Here is a 20,621-nt window from a genome sequence, read left to right on the forward strand (position 1 = left end):
CCGCCCCTGCTCAGGCGGAGGCCGGGGGGTACAGCCCGGACGGGAGCTTGGCCGCGGCGGCCCGGTCCAGCAGCCAGAGCGTGCGGCTGCGGCCGTAGGCCTCGGCCGCCGGGGCCTGGACCCCGCCCGCCCCGCCGAGGGCGATGGAGACCGCTCCGGCCTTGTCCTCGCCGGCCGCCAGCAACCAGACCTCGCGGGCCGCGCGGATCGCCGGCAGGGTGAGGGAGACGCGGGTCGGCGGGGGCTTGGGGGCGCCGTGGACACCGACGACGGTGCGCTCGGTCTCACGGCTCGCGGGGTGTTCGGGGAACAGGGACGCCACGTGGGTGTCGGGGCCCACGCCCAGCATCAGCACGTCGAAACGGGGGACCGGACCGTGGTCCTCCGGGGTGGCCGCCCGGGCCAGCTCGGCGGCGTACGAGGCCGCGGCGGCGTCCACGTCGGCGCCGTGCGGGCCGTCGGAGGCGGGCATGACGTGCACGCGCGCGGGGTCCACCGGGACGGAGTCCAGGAGGGCCTCACGGGCCTGCACGTGGTTGCGCTCGGGGTCGTCGGCGGGGACGTAGCGTTCGTCGCCCCACCACAGGTCGATGCGGGACCAGTCGATCGCGTCCCGGGCGGGGGCCGCGGCGAGGGCCGCGAGGAGGCCGTTGCCGTTGCGGCCGCCGGTCAGGACGACGGAGGCGCTGCCCCGGGCGGCCTGCGCGTCGACGATCTTCGTGATGAGCCGGGCGGCTGCGGCCTGGGCCATCAGCTCTTTGTCCCGGTGGACGACCACCTGGGGAGTCGTCATACCCATGTGCTGCCGCCTTCTTGGTAGTTCTGGTGGTGTGCGGAGGGGAGGGTACGGGTGAACCGCTGCGCGGAGCCGTTCCCCAACCCCGCCCCTTTCCGAAACCGGGCGCTCCGCCCGGACCCCGTACGCGCGCTTCGCGCCCGGCGCCTCGAACGCCGACGGGCTGTCCGTAGCCCCGCCGGCGTTCGAGGCGCGGGGTCTGGGGCGGGGCCCCGGGGAACGGGCGAAGGGCGCGGCGGGGAGATGTCCCCCGCCCCGCCCCCCGGCGGGCCGGCTACTTCGCCGACGCCCGCTTCGACGCGCGCGCCGGCTTGGCGGCCGGCTTCTCCGCCGGAGCCTCCGCTTCAGCGGCCGCGGCAGCCGGCGCCGCCTCGGCCGGCGCCGCCGGAGCGGTCGCCGCCAGGCGGGAGACGCCGAACTTCAGGGCCGCCGCGTACGTGTTGTCCGGGTCCAGCCGGCGGAGCTCCTCCGCCAGCAGCTCGGCCGTGTCACGCCGCTTCAGCGCCACCGCACGGTCGGGCTGCCCCGGCATGGACAGCGTGGCCAGCGAGCCGTCCGCGCGGTCCAGGACGATCGGGCCGTCCTTGGTCTCCATGCGGACGGCGGTCAGCCCCGGCCCCCCTGACAGGGTCCGGTTGACCGGGACCCCGAGACGGTCCGCCAGCCACATGGCCAGCAGCTCGCAGCTCGGGTTCTCGTCCTCGCCCTCGACGGTCGCCGAGACGACCGGCGACTGGGGCATCTGGTCCAGCGCGGCGGCCAGCATCGAGCGCCACGGGGTGATCCGGGTCCAGGACAGGTCCGTGTCACCCGGCGCGTACGCCTCCGCCCGGGCGGCGAGCGCCTCGATCGGGTGCTCGGAGGCGTAGGTGTCCGTGATCCGGCGCTGCCCCAGCGCGCCCAGCGGATCGCCCGCCAGGTCGGCCGGAGCCCCCTCCGGCCACCAGACCACCACGGGGGCGTCCGGCAGCAGCAGGGGCAGCACGACGGACTGGGCGTGGTCGACCAGTTCGCCGTGGAGCCGCAGTACGACGGTTTCGCCGGTACCGGAATCAGCGCCGACACGGATCTCCGCGTCGAGCCGGGCTTCGCGGCGGCTGCGCGGGGAGCGGCTGACCCGCTTGACCACCACGACGATCCGCGAAGGGTGTTCGTGGGAGGCGTCGTTCGCCGACTTGAGCGCGTCGTACGCGTTCTCCTCGTCGGTCACGATCACCAGCGTGAGGACCATGCCGATGGCCGGCGTGCCGATGTCCCGGCGCGCCTGCACCAACGCGGCGTTGATCTTGCTGGAGGTGGTCTCCGTGAGGTCGATCTTCATGGCCGGCGCCAGCTCCGTCCGTCTCGTGCGAGCATCTCGTCCGCCTCGACCGGCCCCCACGTGCCCGCCGGGTACTGCGCGGGCTTGCCGTGCTTGTCCCAGTACTCCTCGATCGGGTCGAGGATGTTCCAGGACAGCTCGACTTCCTGGTGGCGCGGGAAGAGGTTCGCGTCGCCGAGGAGGACGTCGAGGATGAGCCGCTCGTAGGCCTCGGGGCTGGATTCCGTGAAGGACTCGCCGTAGGCGAAGTCCATCGTGACGTCCCGGACCTCCATGGAGGTGCCCGGCACCTTGGAGCCGAAGCGGACCGTCACGCCCTCGTCCGGCTGGACCCGGATGACCAGGGCGTTCTGCCCCAGCTCCTCGGTCGCGCCCGATTCGAACGGCAGGTACGGCGCCCGCTTGAAGACCACCGCGATCTCGGTCACCCGGCGGCCCAGGCGCTTGCCCGTGCGCAGGTAGAACGGGACGCCCGCCCAGCGGCGGTTGTTGATCTCCAGGCGGATGGCCGCGTAGGTGTCGGTCTTGGAGTTCGGGTTGATCCCGTCCTCCTCCAGGTACCCCTTGACCTTCTCGCCGCCCTGCCACGCCGCCGAGTACTGGCCGCGCACGGTGTGCTTGCCCAGGTCCTCGGGGATCTGGACGGCGCTGAGCACCTTCAGCTTCTCCGCCACCAGGGCCTTGGGGTGGAAGGAGCCGGGCTCCTCCATCGCCGTGAGCGCCAGCAGCTGGAGCAGGTGGTTCTGGATGACGTCACGGGCGGCGCCGATGCCGTCGTAGTAGCCGGCCCGGCCGCCGATGCCGATGTCCTCCGCCATGGTGATCTGCACGTGGTCGACGTACGACCGGTTCCAGATCGGCTCGAACATGGTGTTGGCGAAGCGGAGCGCCAGGATGTTCTGGACGGTCTCCTTGCCGAGGTAGTGGTCGATCCGGAAGACCTCGTCCCGGGGGAAGACCTCGTGGACGACCTGGTTGAGCTCTTCCGCGCTCTTCAGGTCGTGGCCGAAGGGCTTCTCGATGACGGCGCGCCGCCAGGAGCCCTCCTTCTGGGCCAGCCCGTGGTTCTTGAGCTGCTGGACCACCTTGGGGAAGAACTTCGGGGGCACCGAGAGGTAGAAGGCGAAGTTCCCGCCCGTGCCCTGTGCCTTGTCGAGTTCGTCGATCGTCGCCTTGAGGGTCTCGAAGGCCGCGTCGTCGTCGAACTCGCCCTGGACGAACCGGCAGCCCTGTACGAGCTGCTGCCAGACCTCCTCACGGAAGGGGGTGCGCGAGTGCTGCTTGACGGCCTCGTACACCTCCTGGGCGAAGTCCTCGTCCTGCCACTCGCGGCGGGCGAAACCGATCAGCGAGAAGCCCGGAGGCAGCAGGCCGCGGTTGGCGAGGTCGTAGACGGCGGGCATGAGCTTCTTGCGCGACAGGTCACCCGTAACGCCGAAAATCACCAGGCCGGACGGTCCCGCGATGCGCGGGAGCCGCCGGTCCTGTGCGTCACGAAGCGGGTTCGCTCCGTTCACCGACAAAATACTCAGTCCTCCGCGGGGGCGAGGCGCTTCAGCTCCGCCTCGGTCGACTTCAGCAGGTCGTTCCAGGACGCCTCGAACTTCTCGACGCCTTCGTCCTCCAGCAGCTGCACCACATCGTCGTACGAGATGCCCAGCTTCGCGACCGCGTCGAGCTCGGCGCGCGCCTGCTCGTACGTGCCGCGGATGGTGTCGCCGGTGACCTCGCCGTGGTCGGCGGTGGCCTCCAGGGTCGCCTCGGGCATGGTGTTGACGGTGCCGGGGGCGACCAGGTCCACCACGTACAGGGTGTCCTTGTACGCCGGGTCCTTGACGCCGGTGGAGGCCCACAGCGGACGCTGCTTGTTGGCGTGCGCCCTGTCCAGGGCCGCCCAGCGCTCGGAGGAGAAGACCTCCTCGTACGCCTCGTAGGCCAGACGGGCGTTCGCGAGCGCCGCCTTGCCCTTGAGGGCCTTGGCCTCGTCGGTGCCGACGGAGTCCAGGCGCTTGTCGATCTCGGTGTCCACGCGGGACACGAAGAAGGAGGCGACCGAGTGGATCAGGGCGAGGTCCAGGCCGGCGGCCTTCGCCTTCTCCAGGCCCGCCAGGTAGGCGTCCATGACCTCGCGGTAGCGCTCCAGCGAGAAGATCAGCGTGACGTTGACGCTGATGCCCCGGCCGATGACCTCGGTGATCGCCGGCAGGCCGGCCCGGGTCGCCGGGATCTTGATGAGCGTGTTCGGGCGGTCCACCAGCCAGGCGAGCTGCTTGGCCTCGGCGACGGTCGCCCTCGTGTCGTGCGCCAGACGGGGGTCGACCTCGATCGACACCCGGCCGTCCTGGCCCTCGGTGGAGTCGTAGAGGGGGCGCAGGATGTCGGCGGCGTCGCGGACGTCCGCCGTGGTGATCATGCGGATGGCCTCGTCGACGGTGACCTTGCGGGCGGCGAGGTCGGCGAGCTGCTGCTCGTAGCCGTCACCGCTGCTGATCGCCTTCTGGAAGATCGACGGGTTGGTGGTGACACCGACCACGTGGCTCTGGTCGATGAGTTCGGCGAGGTTGCCGGACGTGATGCGCTTGCGGGACAGGTCGTCCAGCCAGATCGCCACGCCCTCGTCGGAGAGGCGCTTGAGTGCGTCTGTCATCGGGATTGCATCTCCTACTGGTTCTTGTACCGGGTCAGCGCGCGTTGGCGGCGAGGGAGTCCTTGGCGGCCGCGGTCACGGCTTCGGCGGTGAGGCCGAACTCGCGGAACAGCACCGCACCGTCGGCCGAGGCACCGAAGTGCTCCAGTGAGACGATCCGGCCGGCGTCCCCGACGTAACGGTGCCAGGTCAGGCCGATGCCCGCCTCGACGGCGACTCGGGCCTTGACCGAAGGCGGCAGCACGCCGTCCTTGTACTCCTGGGACTGCTCCTCGAACCACTCGACGCAGGGCATCGAGACGACCCGGGCGGGCACGCCCTCGGCCTGCAGCGCCTCGCGCGCGGCCACGGCGAGCTGCACCTCGGAGCCGGTGCCGATGAGGACGACCTGGGGAGCGGTGTTCTTTCCGTCGGGGCCCTCCGCCTCGAACAGCACGTAGCCGCCCTTGGCCGCGTCCTCGTTGCGCTCGTAGGTCGGCACGCCCTGGCGGGTGAGGGCCAGGCCGTGCGGGGCGCCCTTGCCGAACACCTTGGTGTGGCGGCGCAGGACCTCGCGCCAGGCGATGGCGGTCTCGTTGGCGTCGGCCGGGCGGACCACGTTCAGGCCCGGGATGGCGCGCAGCGAGGCGACGTGCTCGACGGGCTGGTGGGTGGGGCCGTCCTCGCCGAGGCCGATGGAGTCGTGCGTCCACACGTACGTCACCGGCAGGTGCATCAGGGAGGACAGGCGCACGGCGTTGCGCATGTAGTCGGAGAACACCAGGAAGGTGCCGCCGTAGATGCGGGTGTGGCCGTGCAGCGCGATGCCGTTCATGGCGGCGGCCATGGCGTGCTCGCGGATGCCGAAGTGGATGGTGCGGCCGTACGGGTCGGCCTCCGGCAGCGGGTTGCCCACCGGCAGGAACGAGGAGTTCTTGTCGATGGTGGTGTTGTTGGAGCCGGCCAGGTCGGCCGAGCCGCCCCACAGCTCGGGGATGACCGCGCCGAGCGCCTCCAGGACCTTGCCGGAGGCGGCGCGGGTGGCGACGCCCTTGCCGGTCTCGAAGACGGGGATCTTGTCCTCCCAGCCCTCGGGGAGCTCGTTCGCCTCGATGCGGTCGAAGGCGGCGGCGCGCTCCGGGTTGGCGGTGCGCCAGGCGGAGAACTCCTTCTCCCAGGCGGCGCGGGCCTCGCGGCCCCGGTCCACCAGGCCGCGGGTGTGGCTGATGACCTCGTCGGAGACCTCGAAGGTCCGCTCCGGGTCGAAGCCCAGTACGCGCTTGGTCGCGGCGACCTCGTCGTTGCCGAGGGCCGAGCCGTGGGCGGCCTCGGTGTTCTGGGCGTGCGGGGCCGGCCAGGCGATGATCGAGCGGGCCGCGATGAAGGACGGGCGCCCGGTCTCGGCCTTGGCGGCCTGGAGTGCGGCGAAGAGGGCCTTCGGGTCGAGGTCGCCGTTCGGCTGCTGCTCGACGCGCTGGACGTGCCAGCCGTACGCCTCGTAGCGCTTCATGGTGTCCTCGGAGACGGCCGTCTCCGTGTCACCCTCGATGGAGATGTGGTTGTCGTCCCACAGCAGCACCAGGTTGCCGAGCTTCTGGTGGCCGGCCAGCGCCGACGCCTCGTGGGAGATGCCCTCCTGGAGGCAGCCGTCGCCCGCGATCGCGTAGATCATGTGGTCGAACGGGGAGGTGCCCGGAGCGGCCTCGGGGTCGAACAGGCCGCGCTCGTAGCGGGCGGCCATGGCCATGCCCACCGCGTTCGCGACGCCCTGGCCCAGCGGGCCGGTGGTGGTCTCGACGCCGGCGGTGTGGCCGTACTCCGGGTGGCCCGGGGTCTTGGAGCCCCAGGTGCGGAACGCCTTGAGGTCGTCCAGCTCCAGGCCGAACCCGCCGAGGTAGAGCTGGGTGTACAGGGTCAGGGAGGAGTGCCCCGCGGAGAGCACGAAACGGTCCCGGCCGACCCACTGGGGGTCCGCCGGGTCGTGCCGCATGACCTTCTGGAAAAGCGTGTACGCGGCGGGGGCCAGGCTCATCGCCGTACCGGGGTGGCCGTTCCCGACCTTCTGGACCGCGTCGGCGGCAAGGATGCGGGCGGTGTCGACGGCCCGCTGGTCCAGTTCGGTCCACACGAGCTCTGGGGTGGTCGGCTTGGTGCTCACCGTTGGTCAGGGCTCCTCTCCACATGTCGTTTCCCGGTGACGAACGGTGACACCGGGGCGATTCCGAGCCTACCCCCGCCAGCGCGTGCGGCTATTCGAGTGCAGGCAGTGCGTCGCCTTCCCGGTGTCCGCCGTTCACCTGGGAACGACCATCGATGATCTTGCCGTCGGTCCGATCGGCTCAACACGAGGCGACCCCCGCGCAGGGCGGGGCAAGAGCTACGTCTACAGTGGCGTGGTACGCGCAAGCCTTTACCGAGCCTTCATTTACTGGAGGCATCGCTTCGGAAGCTTGCTGGATTCTCTCTCAGGGGTGTGCGTGACGGCCGTCGAATCCCGTCCAGCGGGGGTACTCGGGACGAGCCCCGGTCACCGGCCGTTCGGGGCCCGGGTCATGGCTTTCGTGGCTTTGACCAAGCCGCGGATCATCGAACTTCTGCTGATCACCACAGTGCCGGTGATGTTCCTCGCCGAGCAGGGCGTGCCGTCGCTGTGGCTGGTGCTCGCCACCTGCTTCGGCGGCTACCTGTCGGCGGGCGGCGCCAACGCGCTCAACATGTACATCGACCGGGACATCGACGCCCTGATGGACCGCACGTCGCAGCGTCCGCTGGTGACCGGCATGGTGAGCCCGCGCGAGTGCCTGGCCTTCGGCATCACGCTCGGGGTCGTCTCCACCCTGTTCTTCGGCCTGCTCGTCAACTGGCTGTCGGCCGCCCTCGCCCTCGGCGCGCTCCTCTTCTACGTGGTCGTCTACACGATGCTGCTGAAGCGGCGCACCGCGCAGAACATCGTCTGGGGCGGGATCGCCGGCTGCATGCCGGTGCTCATCGGCTGGTCGGCGGTGCGCAACGAGGTCTCCTGGGCCGCCGTCATCCTCTTCCTCGTCATCTTCTTCTGGACTCCGCCGCACTACTGGCCGCTGTCCATGAAGGTCAAGGACGACTACGCGCGGGTCGGCGTGCCGATGCTGCCGGTCGTGGCGGGCAACAAGGCCGTGGCGCGCCAGATCGTCCTCTACAGCTGGGTGATGGTCGCCGTCTCGCTGCTGCTGACCCCGCTGGGGTACACCGGCTGGTTCTACACCTCCGTCGCGCTGCTGGCGGGCGGCTGGTGGCTGTGGGAGGCGCACGCGCTCAGCGCCCGGGCCAAGGCCGGCATCACGGGCGCGAAGCTCAAGGAGATGCGGCTGTTCCACTGGTCGATCACCTACGTGTCGCTGCTCTTCGTGGCCGTGGCCGTGGATCCCTTCCTCCGTTGATTACTCGCCGGTAGCATGCCGTCCATGGCAGAGACCGCAGACACCGCACAGACCGCAGAGGCCGCGGACAGGAAGCACAGCCGTACGGCGGCGAAGCTGGCCCGGCAGATCGGCGCGTTCGCCAAGCAGCACGGCGGCGCCGAGGGCCAGCTCGCGCACATCGGGCAGGCCGGCACCCGGATCGTCCTCGTGGGAACCGACGGCGGCTGGGGCGACCTGGTCGCCCCCACGTACGCCGTGGCGCAGCTCGCCGCCGAGCAGGCGGGGCTGACCCTCCACGAGGACTTCGACGGAGAGCTCGCCGCGCGCGTGAAGACGGGCCCGTACGAGTGGACCCGCATGGCCGGAATCCAGGTGGGCGGCCCGGCCAACCCCGCCGCCTGAACCACCCGGTCAACGACCGGGGCAATACTTCATCCCCCGCTCACCCGTTAGGACGTGTGGAAGCCGCTTCCCCACGTCCGCAACGGGATGACCGGATGATCGAAACGCCGCCCCTGGTGGACCAGCACTGCCACGGGGTGCTCCGTACCGAGCTGGGGCTCGCCACCTTCGAGGCCAGGCTGGTCCACTGCGCCGGCCCGCCCGCGGCCGGTACCACCTTCTTCGACACCCAGGCCGGCTTCGCCGTGCGCCGCTGGTGCCCGCCCCTGCTCGGCCTGGAACCGCACTGTGCGCCCGCCCGCTACCTGGCCCGGCGGCGCGAGCTGGGGGCCGCCGAGAGCGCGCGGCGGCTGCTGCGGGGCTCCGGGGTGGGCGCCTACCTCGTGGACACGGGAGCCCCAGGAGACCTCACCGGACCCAAGGACCTGGCCCTCGCCGGCGACGCGGAGGCCTTCGAGGTGGTCCGGCTGGAAACCCTCGCCGAAGGGGCCGCCGACGCCGCCGGCACCGTCTCCGCCTTCCTCGCCGGCCTCGCCGGAGCCGTCCACCACGCCGCCGCCGGAGCGGTCGCCTTCGGCTGCGGGGCCCACGCCGGGTACGCCGCCGCCCTGGCCGGCGCGCCGGAGCCGCCCGGGCCCGGCGAGGTGCGCGGGGCGGCCGGGCGGTGGCTGGCCGCGCGGACCGGGGGAGGGGCGGTACGGGCCGGGGGAGGGATGCCGCCGGACCCCGTCCTCCTGCGGCACCTGCTGTGGAGCGCGGTGGCGTCCGGGCTGCCGCTCCAGCTGCACACCGGCGGGGCGGGACCCGGGCCGCTGGCCGGGTTCGTCCGGGCCACGGCGGGCCCGCGGGCGCGGCTCGTCCTGCTCGGGGGCTATCCGCACCACCGGGACACGGCGCGGTTCGCGGCGGCGTACCCGCACGTCCACGCCGATCTGGGGCCTGCCCTGGCGCGGACGGGGGCGCGGGCCGCCGGGGTCCTGGCCGAGCTGCTGGAGCTCGCGCCGTTCGGGAAGCTGATGTTCTCCAGCGGCGGCCGCGGCCTGCCCGAACTGCACGCGGTCGGCGCCCTGGCGTTCCGCGAGGCGCTGGGCCGGGTGCTCGGTGGCTGGGTCGCCGACGGGGCCTGGTCCCGGCGGGACGCGGACCGGGTCGCGGGGATGCTCGCGGCGGGCAACGCCCGCCGCGTCTACCGGCTGGACGAACGGGGCTGAGGGCGGGCCCGTCAGACCGCGGAGAGCCGCGCGTCCTCGGTCGACGCGGCCTCGACCGCCGCGTCGGAGCGCTCGCGCAGGCTCAGGGCCAGGCGCAGCACGGTGATCCACACCAGGCATGAGCCGAGCATGTGGGCGGCGACGAGCACCTCGGGCAGCGAGGTGAAGAACTGCACGTAGCCGATGGCGCCCTGGGCGAGCAGCACGACCAGCAGGTCGCGGGCGCGGGCCCGGGTGTCGGCGGGGGCGTCGACCACCCGCAGCACCAGCCACATCGCCACGCCGAGCGCGCACACCAGCCAGGCGGCGATCGCGTGCACGTGGGCGGTGGCCGCCCAGTCGAAGGGCATCCGCTTGATCTCGCTCTTGTCGCCCGCGTGCGGCCCGGAGCCGGTCACCACGGTGCCCGCGGCGATCAGCACCAGGGTGGTGGCGATCAGCGCCCAGGACAGCTTGCGCACCGGACCCGGGACCCGGGGCCGGGGGGCCCCGTCACCCTCGCGGGTGCGCTGCCAGGTGATCGTGGTGACCGCCAGCAGGCTGGTGGCCAGCAGGAAGTGTCCGGCGACGCTGTACGGGTTCAGGCCCGTCAGCACGGTGATGCCGCCGAGGACGGCGTTGCCCATGACGAGGGCGAACTGGGTCCAGCCGAGCCTCGTCAGCGAGCGCCGCCACGGCTTGGCGGAGCGGGCCGCGAGGATCACGCCGCCGACGGCCGCGCAGAGCACGTACGTGAGCATGCGGTTGCCGAACTCGATCGCGCCGTGGAAGCCCTGCGCCTCGGTGACGATCAGGCTGTCGTCCGTGCACTTGGGCCAGGTGTCGCAGCCGAGGCCGGAACCGGTCAGCCGCACCGCTCCGCCGGTGACGACGATGACCACGCTCATCAGGAGCGCGACGGACGCGGCGCGCTGGACGATCCGGGACGACGGGGTCCAGCGGTCGGCGAGGGATGCGAATGGGTTCAACACGGCCCCTATCGTATGCGCCGCTTTGTGCAAACTTTCACGAGGGGGTGGGTGCGCGTGCGTCCGGCCCGACGACCAGGCGGAACCTGGCCCCCGCCGGGTCGCCCTCCTCGTGCCACCACACCCGGACCCGCCACAGCGCGGTGTCGCCCGGGTACTGCGGGGACGCCATGAACCCCCGCACGACCTCCGCCCCCACCTCCTCGGCGGTCCGCTGCCGCACCTCCGCGGAGCCCCGCCACGGGGCGGGCTGCACCGCCCACAGCCCGTCGGCGCCGCGCACCTCGACCCGCCACACCGCCCGCCAGGGGGTGACCTCCAGCATGGTGGCGACCTGCTCGGCGTCCAGCCCCAGCCGGGCGGCGACCGTCTCCTCGGGCACACCCTGGATCCGCGCGGCCACCACCGCCTGCGGCAGCAGCCGCTCGGGCAGCATCCCCTCCGCGCGCAGCCCGGCCAGGGAGTCGAACGACAGGTAGCGCAGCCGCAGCTCCAGCTGGCGGCCGATGTGGTCCAGGGCCTCCTCCGCCTCCTGGGCCTCCTCGGGTGCGGGGGCGGCCAGCAGCAGCCGGCGGAACCCGCCCTCGGCGTCCACCGCCCAGGCCACGGCGTCGGCGGCGAAGCCCAGCTCCGCGAGGCGGTCCCCGAGGAACACCTTGGCCTGGGCGAGCCCGCGCCGGTTGACGGGGTCGTCCTGGTCGAGCCCGGCCCAGACGGCGACGGCGGCCCGGGTCAGGTCGCGGGCCCGTTCACCGGCCGCCCGCTCCATGGCGCTCGGGCCCTCCTCGGCGCCCTCGCCGAGCGGGTGCCGGGGCAGGCGGGCCGCGTCGCTCAGCGGCCAGGCCAGCCAGACCCCCTGGTTGATCAGGCCCCGGGCGTACCACCGGGCGTACTCCGGCGCGTGCCCGGCGGCCGAACGGGCGTGGCGCAGACCCTCCTCGATGGCGGCCAGGGCCCCCGCCCGGTCCCCGGCGGCGAACCGGCGGGCGGCGAGGTCGCCGAGGCGCAGCCCCAGCCGGGCCGCGCACTCCGGGTCGGTCCGGGCGGGCTCGCGCAGCGCCCCGATCAGCTCGCCGAGCAGCCGGTCGGCCTCGCCGGGACCGGCCTGCGCGGCCCCCGACCGGATCCGCTCCCACTGCCCGTCCAGCCGCAGTACGGCCTCTCGCTGCCCCATGCCTGTCGTCCCCCGGCGTCGCCGATCCGCTGTCCGTGGAGGTGGTCGGCCTCCCGCCGGACCAACGACCGGGCGAGGGGATTCACTCCCGCCGCAGGAGCCGCGGGCGGAGAGACGTGTCACCCCTTCCGAGTGGAACCGGGGGCGGGGGAAGCGGCGTCGACTACTCCCAGCGGAACCACTTGGCCGCCGCGCCGAGCCCCAGCACCGCCCAGCCGGCCAGCACGGCGGCGTCCCCCCACGGCAGCGCGGCCCCGTGCTGGAGCACCGCGCGCAGCCCGTCGGACAGGGCCGAGACGGGCAGCAGCCCCAGGACGTCCCGCACGGCCCCGGGGAACTTCTCCAGCGGCACGATCACCCCGCCGCCGACCAGGAGCAGCAGGAACACCAGGTTGGCGGCGGCCAGCGTCACCTCGGCCTTGAGGGTGCCCGCCATCAGCAGGCCGAGCCCCGAGAAGGCGGCGGTGCCCAGCAGGAGGAGCGCGGCGACCGAGAGCGGGTTCCCGTGCGGGGACCACCCCAGCGCGAGGGCGATCACTGTCAGCAGGGCGACCTGGAGCACCTCGGTGACCAGCACCGACAGCGTCTTGGAGGCCATCAGAGCCCAGCGCGGCAGCGGCGAGGCCCCGAGCCGCTTGAGGACGCCGTAGCGGCGGTCGAAGCCGGTGGCGATGGCCTGCCCGGTGAAGGCGGTGGACATCACGGCGAGCGCGAGCACGCCCGGCGCAAGGAAGTCCACGGACTTCTCCGCACCCCCGGGCTGAAGGGGCACGGTGATGATGTCGACGGTGGAGAACAGGGTCAGCAGCAGCGCCGGGATGATCACGGTGAGCAGCAGTTGCTCCCCGTTGCGCAGCAGCATCCGGGTCTCCAGCGCGGTCTGCGCCCAGATCATCCGGGTGACCGGCGCGGCCCCCGGCCGGGGGGTGAACGTACCGGCGCTCATGCGCGCAGCTCCTTACCGGTCAGTTCGAGGAAGACGTCTTCGAGGGTGTGCCGCTCCACCGTGAGGCTGCTGGGCATCACCCCGTGCTGGGCGCACCAGGAGGTGACGGTGGCGAGCAGCTGCGGGTCCACGTCGCCGGTCACCCGGTAGGAGCCCGGGGTGAGCTCGGCGGCCTGGGTGCCATCGGGCAGGGCCTTGAGGAGGGAGGCGAGGTCGAGGGAGGGGCGGCCGGAGAAGCGCAGGGTGTTCTCGGCGCCGCCGCGGCACAGCTGCTCGGGGCTGCCGTGGGCGATGACCCGGCCGGCGTCCACGATGGCCACCTCGTCGGCGAGCTGCTCGGCCTCGTCCATGTGGTGGGTGGTGAGGACGACGCAGACCCCGTCGGCGCGCAGCTCCCGTACGAGGTCCCAGGTCGCGCGGCGGGCCTGCGGGTCGAGGCCCGCGGTGGGCTCGTCCAGGAAGACCAGCTCGGGGCGGCCGACGACGGCCATGGCCAGGGAGAGCCGCTGCTGCTGGCCCCCGGAGAGGCGGCGGTAGGGGGTGCGGCCGCAGCCGCCGAGGCCGAGGCGCTCGACCAGGGAGCCGACGTCCAGCGGGTCGGCGTACAGCTTCGCCATGTGGCGCAGCATCTCGACGGCGCGGGCACCGGAGTAGACCCCGCCGGACTGGAGCATCACGCCGATCCGCGGGCGCAGGGCCTCCGCCTCGGCGACCGGGTCCAGGCCCAGGACGCGGACGGTGCCGGCGTCGGGGCGGCGGTAGCCCTCGCAGGTCTCGATCGTGGTGGTCTTGCCCGCGCCGTTGGGGCCGAGCACGGCGGTCACCGCGCCCCGGGGGACGGTGAGGTCGAGGCCGTCGACGGCCGTCTTCGATCCGTACCGTTTCACCAGTCCGCGGATCTCCACGGCGGGGTCGTTGCTCATGCGGGTGAGTCTACGGAGCGGTAAGGGCGCCCACGGGCGCCGGGGGAAGGTTCCCCCGTACCGGGCATCGCCGCTGGCCAGGGCGGGGTGGCCGGGGCTCTCCGCTCACTCTCCGTGGAGAGATTAGGTAACCCTTAGTGATGGAGGACACCAGTAGTGGCGTCCGTCACGGCTTGTCGGGGCTCCGGTAATTACGCAACAATGGCGTTGTGAAATACGGCGAACGGATGAGCGAGGCCCCCCAGGGGGAGCTCGCGACCGGGGAGCGGTCAACCCGCAACCGGGTCGCGAGGTCCATCCTGGACCACGGTCCCTCCACCGTCGCCGACCTCGCGCAGCGTCTCGGCCTCACCCAGGCCGCCGTCCGCCGCCACCTCGACACGCTCGTCGCCGACGACGTGGTCGCACCCCGTGAGCAGCGTGTGTACGGCGCGCGCACCCGGGGCCGGCCCGCCAAGGTGTTCGCGCTGACCGACTGCGGGCGCGACGCCTTCGACCAGTCCTACGACAAGCTCGCCGCGGACGCCCTGCGCTGGATCGCGCAGTCCGTGGGCGGCGGGGAGAAGGGCGAGGCGGCCGTCGCCGACTTCGCCCGGGCGAGGATGGCCTCACAGGCGGAGTCCTACCGGGAAGCCGTCGAGGCGGCCGCACCGGCGGACCGCACCGAGGCCCTCGCGAAGGCGTTGACCGCGGACGGGTACGCTGCTACGGCGAAGAGCGCTCCCGGTCCGCACAGCGGTGAACAGCTCTGTCAGCACCACTGCCCGGTCGCACACGTCGCCGAGCAGTTCCCGCAGCTCTGCGAGGCGGAGACCGAGGTCTTCTCCCGCCTGCTCGGGACGCACGTGCAGCGCCTCGCCACGATCGCCCACGGCGACGGGGTGTGCACCACGTTCATCCCGCGAAGCGGGGCACAGCACGACACATCAGCATCTGCAAGCACGGCCGGGAGGAACCCCGCATGACCACGGAGACTGCTCACCCTGAGCTGGAGGGTCTGGGCAACTACGAGTACGGCTGGGCCGACTCCGACGCGGCCGGCGCCGCCGCCAAGCGGGGTCTGTCCGAGGACGTCGTCCGCGACATCTCGGCGAAGAAGTCCGAGCCGGAGTGGATGCTGAACCTCCGCCTCAAGGGCCTCAAGCTGTTCGACAAGAAGCCCATGCCGAAGTGGGGGTCCGACCTCTCGGGCATCGACTTCGACAACATCAAGTACTTCGTGCGGTCCACCGAGAAGCAGGCCGAGTCCTGGGAGGACCTGCCGGAGGACATCAAGAACACGTACGACAAGCTCGGCATCCCGGAGGCGGAGAAGCAGCGCCTCGTCGCCGGTGTCGCGGCCCAGTACGAGTCCGAGGTCGTCTACCACCAGATCCGCGAGGACCTGGAGCAGCAGGGCGTGATCTTCCTCGACACGGACACCGCGCTCAAGGAGCACCCGGAGCTCTTCCAGGAGTACTTCGGCACGGTCATCCCGGTCGGCGACAACAAGTTCGCCTCGCTGAACACCGCCGTGTGGTCGGGCGGCTCCTTCATCTACGTCCCCAAGGGTGTCCACGTGGACATCCCGCTCCAGGCCTACTTCCGCATCAACACGGAGAACATGGGCCAGTTCGAGCGGACGCTGATCATCGTCGACGAGGACGCCTACGTCCACTACGTCGAGGGCTGTACCGCCCCGATCTACTCCTCGGACTCGCTGCACAGCGCCGTCGTGGAGATCATCGTCAAGAAGGGCGGCCGCTGCCGCTACACGACCATCCAGAACTGGTCGAACAACGTCTACAACCTGGTCACCAAGCGCGCCGTGGCGTACGAGGGCGCGACCATGGAGTGGATCGACGGCAACATCGGTTCCAAGGTCACCATGAAGTACCCGGCCGTCTACCTGATGGGCGAGCACGCCAAGGGCGAGACCCTGTCCATCGCCTTCGCGGGCGAGGGCCAGCACCAGGACGCCGGCTCCAAGATGGTCCACATGGCGCCGAACACCTCCTCGAACATCGTCTCCAAGTCGGTGGCGCGGGGCGGCGGCCGCACCTCCTACCGCGGCCTGGTCGAGATCGGCGAGGGCGCCTCGGGCTCCAAGTCCAACGTGCTGTGCGACGCGCTCCTGGTCGACACCATCTCCCGCTCGGACACCTACCCCTACGTCGACGTCCGCGAGGACGACGTGACGATGGGCCACGAGGCCACCGTCTCCAAGGTCTCCGACGACCAGCTCTTCTACCTCATGCAGCGCGGCCTCACCGAGTTCGAGGCCATGGCGATGATCGTCCGAGGCTTCGTCGAGCCGATCGCCAAGGAGCTGCCGATGGAGTACGCGCTGGAGCTGAACCGGCTGATCGAGCTGCAGATGGAGGGTTCGGTCGGTTAAGCACCGGCCGCCCCGTCCCCTCCGCAGCACATTCTTTGACGTAGGAAGAGAGCAGAACGACAGCCATGGCTGAGGCTCAGAACATTCCGGCGGGCTCCACCACCGCCGGCGCGATCGCGGTGGCCGCCGAGTCCACCGTCGCCACCCGGATGAGCGCGCCCCCGTCCTTCGACGTGGCCGACTTCCCGGTCCCGCACGGCCGCGAGGAGGAGTGGCGGTTCACCCCGCTCGCCCGCCTCAAGGGCCTGCACGACGGCACCGCGGTCGCCAACGGAACCATGAAGGCCCAGATCGACGCCCCCGAGGGCGTGACGGTCGAGTCCGTCGAGCGCGACGACGAGCGGATCGGCAAGGCCGGCACCCCCGTCGACCGCGTCGCGGCCCAGGCCTTCTCCTCGTTCGCCAAGGCCACGGTCGTCACCGTGCCCAAGGAGACCGTGCTCGCCGAGCCCATCCGGGTCGCCCTGCACGGTGAGGGCGGCACGACCTTCGGGCACACCGTCTTCGACATCAAGCCCTTCGCCGAGGCGATCATCGTGATCGACCACACCGGCGACGGCGTGCGCGCCGCCAACGTCGACATCCTCGTCGGCGACGGCGCCAAGGTGACCTTCGTGTCCGTCCAGGACTGGGACGACACCGCGGTCCACACCTCGCAGCACAACGCCCTCATCGGCCGCGACGCGAGCTTCAAGTCCGTCGTCGTGACCTTCGGCGGCGACCTCGTCCGCCTGCACCCGCGCGTCACCTACGCGGGCCCCGGCGGCGAGGCCGAGATGCTCGGCCTGTACTTCACGGACGCCGGCCAGCACCAGGAGCACCGCCTCCTGGTCACGCACGACGCCCCGCACTGCAAGTCCAACGTGGTCTACAAGGGCGCGCTCCAGGGCCAGGACGCCCACGCGGTCTGGATCGGCGACGTCCTCATCGAGAAGTCCGCCGAGGGCACCGACACCTACGAGATGAACCGCAACCTCGTCCTGACGGACGGCGCGCGCGTCGACTCGGTGCCGAACCTGGAGATCGAGACGGGCGAGATCGTCGGCGCCGGCCACGCCTCGGCCACCGGCCGCTTCGACGACGAGCAGCTCTTCTACCTCCAGGCCCGCGGCATCCCGGCCGACGAGGCCCGCCGCCTGGTCGTGCGCGGCTTCTTCGCCGAGCTCGTCCAGCAGATCGGTGTCGCGGACATCGAGGAGCGCCTGATCGCGAAGATCGAGGCCGAGCTGGCGGCGGCCGTCTGATGACGTACGTCAAGGCCTGCGCGCTGAGCGAGCTGGAGGAGAACACCCCCAAGCGGGTGGAACTCGACGGCACGCCGGTGTCCATCGTCTCCACCGAGGGGGAGGTGTTCGCGATCAACGACATCTGCTCGCACGCGAACGTCTCGCTCTCGGAGGGTGAGGTCGAGGACTGCATGATCGAGTGCTGGCTGCACGGGTCGGCCTTCGACCTGCGCACCGGCAAGCCCTCCGGTCTGCCCGCGACGCGCCCCGTCCCCGTTTACCCCGTCAAGATCGAAGGGGACGACGTGCTCGTCTCCCTCACCCAGGAGTCCTGAGGTACCCATGGCAACGCTTGAAATCCACGACCTGCACGTCTCCGTCGAGGCCGAGAACGGCGCCCGCGAGATCCTCAAGGGTGTCGACCTGACGGTCAAGCAGGGTGAGACGCACGCCATCATGGGCCCGAACGGCTCCGGCAAGTCCACCCTGGCGTACTCCCTCGCCGGTCACCCGAAGTACACCATCACCGGTGGCACCGTGACCCTCGACGGTGAGGACGTCCTGGAGATGTCCGTCGACGAGCGCGCCCGCGCCGGCGTCTTCCTCGCCATGCAGTACCCGGTCGAGGTCCCCGGTGTCTCGGTCTCCAACTTCCTGCGCACCTCCGCCACCGCCATCCGCGGCGAGGCCCCCAAGCTGCGCACCTGGGTGAAGGAGGTCAAGTCCGCCATGGAGCAGCTCCAGATGGACCCGGCCTTCGCCGAGCGCAACGTCAACGAGGGCTTCTCCGGCGGTGAGAAGAAGCGCCACGAGATCCTCCAGCTGGAGCTCCTCAAGCCGAAGATCGCGATCCTCGACGAGACCGACTCCGGCCTCGACGTCGACGCCCTGCGCATCGTCTCCGAGGGCGTCAACCGCGTCCGCGAGACCGGTGAGGTCGGCACCCTGCTGATCACCCACTACACGCGCATCCTGCGCTACATCAAGCCCGACTTCGTGCACGTGTTCGCGAACGGCCGCATCGCCGAGTCCGGCGGCGCCGAGCTCGCCGACCAGCTGGAGAACGAGGGCTACGACAAGTACGTGAAGGGTGGCGCGACCGCGTGACACAGCTGCCTGGCCTCCTCGACATCGAGGCGATCCGCAAGGACTTCCCCCTGCTGGATCGTGTGGTCCACGACGGGAAGAAGATCGTTTACCTGGACAACGCGGCGACCTCGCAGAAGCCGCGCCAGGTGCTCGACGCGCTGAACGAGTACTACGAGCGGCACAACGCCAACGTCCACCGCGGCGTGCACGTGCTCGCCGAGGAGGCCACGGCGCTGTACGAGGGCGCCCGCGACAAGGTCGCCGCCTTCATCAACGCGCCGAGCCGCGACGAGGTGATCTTCACCAAGAACGCCTCGGAGTCGCTCAACCTGGTCGCGAACATGCTCGGCTGGGCCGACGAGCCCTACCGGGTCGACCGCGAGACCGAGATCGCCATCACGGAGATGGAGCACCACTCCAACATCGTGCCGTGGCAGCTGCTCGCGCAGCGCACGGGCGCGAAGCTGAAGTGGTTCGGCCTCACCGACGACGGCCGGCTCGACCTGTCCACCATCGAAGAGGTCATCACGGAGAAGACGAAGATCGTCTCCTTCACGCTGGTCTCCAACATCCTGGGCACGGTCAACCCGGTCGAGGCGATCGTCCGGCGGGCGCAGGAGGTCGGCGCGCTGGTGCTGATCGACGCCTCGCAGGCCGCTCCGCACATGCCGCTGGACGTGCAGGCGCTCGGCGCCGACTTCGTGGCCTTCACCGGCCACAAGATGTGCGGCCCGACCGGCATCGGCGTCCTGTGGGGCCGCCAGGAGCTCCTGGAGGACCTGCCCCCGTTCCTCGGCGGCGGCGAGATGATCGAGACCGTCTCGATGCACTCGTCCACGTACGCCCCGGCCCCCCACAAGTTCGAGGCGGGCACGCCCCCGATCGCCCAGGCCGTCGGCCTCGGCGCGGCCGTGGACTACCTGACCTCGATCGGCATGGACAAGATCGCCGCGCACGAGCACGCGATCACCGAGTACGCGGTCAAGCGCCTCCAGGAGGTCCCCGACCTGCGGATCATCGGCCCCACCACGGCCGAGGACCGCGGCGCCGCGATCTCCTTCGTGCTCGGCGACATCCACCCGCACGACGTGGGCCAGGTCCTCGACGAGCAGGGCATCGCGGTCCGCGTGGGACACCACTGCGCGCGCCCGGTCTGCCTGCGCTACGGAATTCCGGCGACCACGCGGGCGTCTTTCTACCTGTACTCCTCTCCCGCCGATGTCGACGCGCTGATCGACGGGCTGGAGCACGTACGGAACTTCTTCGGCTGACGAAGGCGACGAGGACGAGGACGCTGTGAAGCTGGATTCGATGTACCAGGAACTGATCCTGGACCACTACAAGCACCCGCACGGCCGCGGCCTGCGCGACGGTGACGCCGAGGTGCACCACGTCAACCCGACGTGCGGCGACGAGATCACCCTGCGTGTGAAGTACGACGGCGAGACGCTCACCGACGTCTCCTACGAGGGCCAGGGCTGCTCCATCAGCCAGGCCAGCGCGTCCGTGCTGAACGAGCTGCTGGTCGGCAAGCAGCTGACCGAGGCGCAGAAGATCCAGGCCGTGTTCCTGGAGCTGATGCAGTCCAAGGGCAAGATCGAGCCCGACGAGGAGATGGAGGAGGTGCTGGAGGACGCGGTCGCGTTCGCCGGTGTCTCCAAGTATCCGGCGCGCGTGAAGTGTGCTCTGCTGAGCTGGATGGCGTGGAAGGACGCGACCGCCCAGGTGCTGGGCGACGCGGAGAGGAAGACGGCATGACCGAGAACGCGACGCCCGAGGCGTCGATCAAGCCGGCCACCGAGGAGGAGGTCCGCGAGGCCCTCTACGACGTGGTCGACCCCGAGCTGGGCATCGACGTCGTCAACCTGGGCCTGATCTACGGCATCCACATCGACGACGCGAACATCGCCACCCTCGACATGACCCTGACCTCGGCGGCCTGCCCGCTGACGGACGTCATCGAGGACCAGGCGAAGTCGGCGACGGAGGGCATCGTCAACGAGCTCCGCATCAACTGGGTCTGGATGCCGCCGTGGGGTCCGGACAAGATCACGGACGACGGCCGTGAGCAGCTGCGCGCACTCGGCTTCAACGTCTGACCCGCGCGGTCCCTGGGAGGGCCCCCGGCACGGTCGTGCCGGGGGCCCTCCCTGTTCTTGCG

The 20,621-nt window shown here is 71.3% G+C and carries 20 protein-coding genes; 11 read left to right on the top strand and 9 right to left on the bottom strand.

Translation table 11 applies throughout. The features are described 5' to 3' along the window. Positions 1–10 precede the first annotated feature (10 nt). From pgl to tkt, 5 genes are all read right to left on the bottom strand, one after another. On the bottom strand, positions 11–793 hold the full coding sequence (gene pgl / locus WDV06_RS22085) for a 6-phosphogluconolactonase (RefSeq protein WP_395511494.1): 783 nt from the start codon (positions 791–793) through the stop codon (positions 11–13). Positions 794–1,070: 277 nt separating this feature from the next. Beyond that, positions 1,071–2,117, bottom strand: coding sequence for a glucose-6-phosphate dehydrogenase assembly protein OpcA (gene opcA, locus WDV06_RS22090; RefSeq protein ID WP_395511495.1), 1,047 nt, complete (start codon positions 2,115–2,117; stop codon positions 1,071–1,073). Next, complete coding sequence (zwf, locus tag WDV06_RS22095; RefSeq protein WP_395511514.1) at positions 2,114–3,643, bottom strand: glucose-6-phosphate dehydrogenase; 1,530 nt, start codon at positions 3,641–3,643, stop codon at positions 2,114–2,116. Before zwf ends, opcA begins: the two co-directional genes overlap by 4 nt. Positions 3,644–3,645: 2 nt before the next feature. Next, positions 3,646–4,764 (bottom strand): transaldolase, encoded by a 1,119-nt coding sequence (gene tal / locus WDV06_RS22100; protein ID WP_395511496.1) that lies wholly within the window; start codon positions 4,762–4,764, stop codon positions 3,646–3,648. A 34-nt stretch (positions 4,765–4,798) separates the two neighbouring features. Next, a complete protein-coding gene (tkt, locus tag WDV06_RS22105; protein WP_395511497.1) occupies positions 4,799–6,901 on the bottom strand; it encodes a transketolase in 2,103 nt (700 codons plus the stop codon). Positions 6,902–7,214: 313 nt separating this feature from the next. Here tkt and WDV06_RS22110 point away from each other — a divergent pair, with 313 nt between their 5' ends. The 3 genes from WDV06_RS22110 (at position 7,215) to WDV06_RS22120 (ending at position 9,757) form a co-directional block, all read left to right on the top strand. Continuing rightward, positions 7,215–8,162, top strand: coding sequence for a heme o synthase (locus WDV06_RS22110; RefSeq protein ID WP_395511515.1), 948 nt, complete (start codon positions 7,215–7,217; stop codon positions 8,160–8,162). A 24-nt stretch (positions 8,163–8,186) separates the two neighbouring features. Continuing rightward, entirely contained in the window at positions 8,187–8,546 is a 360-nt protein-coding gene (locus tag WDV06_RS22115) for a hypothetical protein (protein WP_395511498.1), read from the top strand. Between the two features lie 95 nt (positions 8,547–8,641). Further along, entirely contained in the window at positions 8,642–9,757 is a 1,116-nt protein-coding gene (locus WDV06_RS22120) for an amidohydrolase family protein (RefSeq protein ID WP_395511499.1), read from the top strand. Between the two features lie 11 nt (positions 9,758–9,768). Here the strand turns inward: WDV06_RS22120 and WDV06_RS22125 are convergent, their stop codons facing one another. From WDV06_RS22125 to WDV06_RS22140, 4 genes are all read right to left on the bottom strand, one after another. Beyond that, entirely contained in the window at positions 9,769–10,758 is a 990-nt protein-coding gene (locus WDV06_RS22125) for a COX15/CtaA family protein (RefSeq protein WP_395511500.1), read from the bottom strand. 4 nt (positions 10,759–10,762) lie between these two features. Continuing rightward, complete coding sequence (locus tag WDV06_RS22130) at positions 10,763–11,899, bottom strand: hypothetical protein (protein WP_395511501.1); 1,137 nt, start codon at positions 11,897–11,899, stop codon at positions 10,763–10,765. Between the two features lie 163 nt (positions 11,900–12,062). Then, the gene (locus WDV06_RS22135) at positions 12,063–12,845 is read right to left on the bottom strand and encodes an ABC transporter permease (RefSeq protein ID WP_395511502.1); all 783 of its coding nucleotides are present in this window, start codon (positions 12,843–12,845) and stop codon (positions 12,063–12,065) included. Beyond that, the gene (locus WDV06_RS22140; RefSeq protein WP_395511503.1) at positions 12,842–13,768 is read right to left on the bottom strand and encodes an ABC transporter ATP-binding protein; all 927 of its coding nucleotides are present in this window, start codon (positions 13,766–13,768) and stop codon (positions 12,842–12,844) included. Before WDV06_RS22140 ends, WDV06_RS22135 begins: the two co-directional genes overlap by 4 nt. 227 nt (positions 13,769–13,995) lie before the next feature. Between WDV06_RS22140 and WDV06_RS22145 the strand changes: the two genes are divergently transcribed. The 8 genes from WDV06_RS22145 (at position 13,996) to WDV06_RS22180 (ending at position 20,559) form a co-directional block, all read left to right on the top strand. Then, positions 13,996–14,733: a helix-turn-helix transcriptional regulator gene (locus WDV06_RS22145; protein ID WP_395511504.1), complete on the top strand. Its 738-nt coding sequence runs from the start codon at positions 13,996–13,998 to the stop codon at positions 14,731–14,733. Beyond that, positions 14,730–16,145: a Fe-S cluster assembly protein SufB gene (gene sufB / locus WDV06_RS22150; RefSeq protein WP_045950296.1), complete on the top strand. Its 1,416-nt coding sequence runs from the start codon at positions 14,730–14,732 to the stop codon at positions 16,143–16,145. The genes WDV06_RS22145 and sufB overlap by 4 nt, the downstream gene beginning before the upstream one ends. Positions 16,146–16,210: 65 nt before the next feature. After that, positions 16,211–17,389: a Fe-S cluster assembly protein SufD gene (sufD, locus tag WDV06_RS22155; protein WP_395511505.1), complete on the top strand. Its 1,179-nt coding sequence runs from the start codon at positions 16,211–16,213 to the stop codon at positions 17,387–17,389. Then, the gene (locus tag WDV06_RS22160; RefSeq protein WP_042820167.1) at positions 17,389–17,706 is read left to right on the top strand and encodes a bifunctional 3-phenylpropionate/cinnamic acid dioxygenase ferredoxin subunit; all 318 of its coding nucleotides are present in this window, start codon (positions 17,389–17,391) and stop codon (positions 17,704–17,706) included. The genes sufD and WDV06_RS22160 overlap by 1 nt, the downstream gene beginning before the upstream one ends. A gap of 7 nt (positions 17,707–17,713) precedes the next feature. Beyond that, on the top strand, positions 17,714–18,478 hold the full coding sequence (sufC, locus tag WDV06_RS22165; RefSeq protein ID WP_030846240.1) for a Fe-S cluster assembly ATPase SufC: 765 nt from the start codon (positions 17,714–17,716) through the stop codon (positions 18,476–18,478). Then, complete coding sequence (locus tag WDV06_RS22170; protein ID WP_395511506.1) at positions 18,475–19,731, top strand: cysteine desulfurase; 1,257 nt, start codon at positions 18,475–18,477, stop codon at positions 19,729–19,731. The genes sufC and WDV06_RS22170 overlap by 4 nt, the downstream gene beginning before the upstream one ends. A gap of 25 nt (positions 19,732–19,756) precedes the next feature. Next, positions 19,757–20,218 carry a Fe-S cluster assembly sulfur transfer protein SufU gene (gene sufU, locus WDV06_RS22175; RefSeq protein WP_100863872.1) on the top strand — a complete coding sequence of 154 codons (462 nt, stop codon included), beginning with the start codon at positions 19,757–19,759 and terminating at the stop codon, positions 20,216–20,218. Further along, positions 20,215–20,559 (top strand): metal-sulfur cluster assembly factor, encoded by a 345-nt coding sequence (locus tag WDV06_RS22180; protein WP_007263433.1) that lies wholly within the window; start codon positions 20,215–20,217, stop codon positions 20,557–20,559. The genes sufU and WDV06_RS22180 overlap by 4 nt, the downstream gene beginning before the upstream one ends. The last annotated feature ends 62 nt before the right edge of the window (positions 20,560–20,621 follow it).

The organism is Streptomyces racemochromogenes, assembly GCF_044129415.1.
GTDB classification, from domain to species: Bacteria; Actinomycetota; Actinomycetes; order Streptomycetales; family Streptomycetaceae; genus Streptomyces; species Streptomyces racemochromogenes_A.

Coding starts and splice junctions, on each gene's coding strand:
- WDV06_RS22135 (WP_395511502.1), bottom strand. CDS start 12,845: ATGAGCGCCGGTACGTTCACCCCCCGGCCGGGGGCCGCGCCGGTCACC.
- pgl (WP_395511494.1), bottom strand. CDS start 793: ATGACGACTCCCCAGGTGGTCGTCCACCGGGACAAAGAGCTGATGGCC.
- sufD (WP_395511505.1), top strand. CDS start 16,211: ATGGCTGAGGCTCAGAACATTCCGGCGGGCTCCACCACCGCCGGCGCG.
- WDV06_RS22115 (WP_395511498.1), top strand. CDS start 8,187: ATGGCAGAGACCGCAGACACCGCACAGACCGCAGAGGCCGCGGACAGG.
- WDV06_RS22145 (WP_395511504.1), top strand. CDS start 13,996: ATGAGCGAGGCCCCCCAGGGGGAGCTCGCGACCGGGGAGCGGTCAACC.
- WDV06_RS22140 (WP_395511503.1), bottom strand. CDS start 13,768: ATGAGCAACGACCCCGCCGTGGAGATCCGCGGACTGGTGAAACGGTAC.
- WDV06_RS22130 (WP_395511501.1), bottom strand. CDS start 11,899: ATGGGGCAGCGAGAGGCCGTACTGCGGCTGGACGGGCAGTGGGAGCGG.
- WDV06_RS22180 (WP_007263433.1), top strand. CDS start 20,215: ATGACCGAGAACGCGACGCCCGAGGCGTCGATCAAGCCGGCCACCGAG.
- opcA (WP_395511495.1), bottom strand. CDS start 2,117: ATGAAGATCGACCTCACGGAGACCACCTCCAGCAAGATCAACGCCGCG.
- sufC (WP_030846240.1), top strand. CDS start 17,714: ATGGCAACGCTTGAAATCCACGACCTGCACGTCTCCGTCGAGGCCGAG.
- WDV06_RS22160 (WP_042820167.1), top strand. CDS start 17,389: ATGACGTACGTCAAGGCCTGCGCGCTGAGCGAGCTGGAGGAGAACACC.
- sufB (WP_045950296.1), top strand. CDS start 14,730: ATGACCACGGAGACTGCTCACCCTGAGCTGGAGGGTCTGGGCAACTAC.
- WDV06_RS22120 (WP_395511499.1), top strand. CDS start 8,642: ATGATCGAAACGCCGCCCCTGGTGGACCAGCACTGCCACGGGGTGCTC.
- tal (WP_395511496.1), bottom strand. CDS start 4,764: ATGACAGACGCACTCAAGCGCCTCTCCGACGAGGGCGTGGCGATCTGG.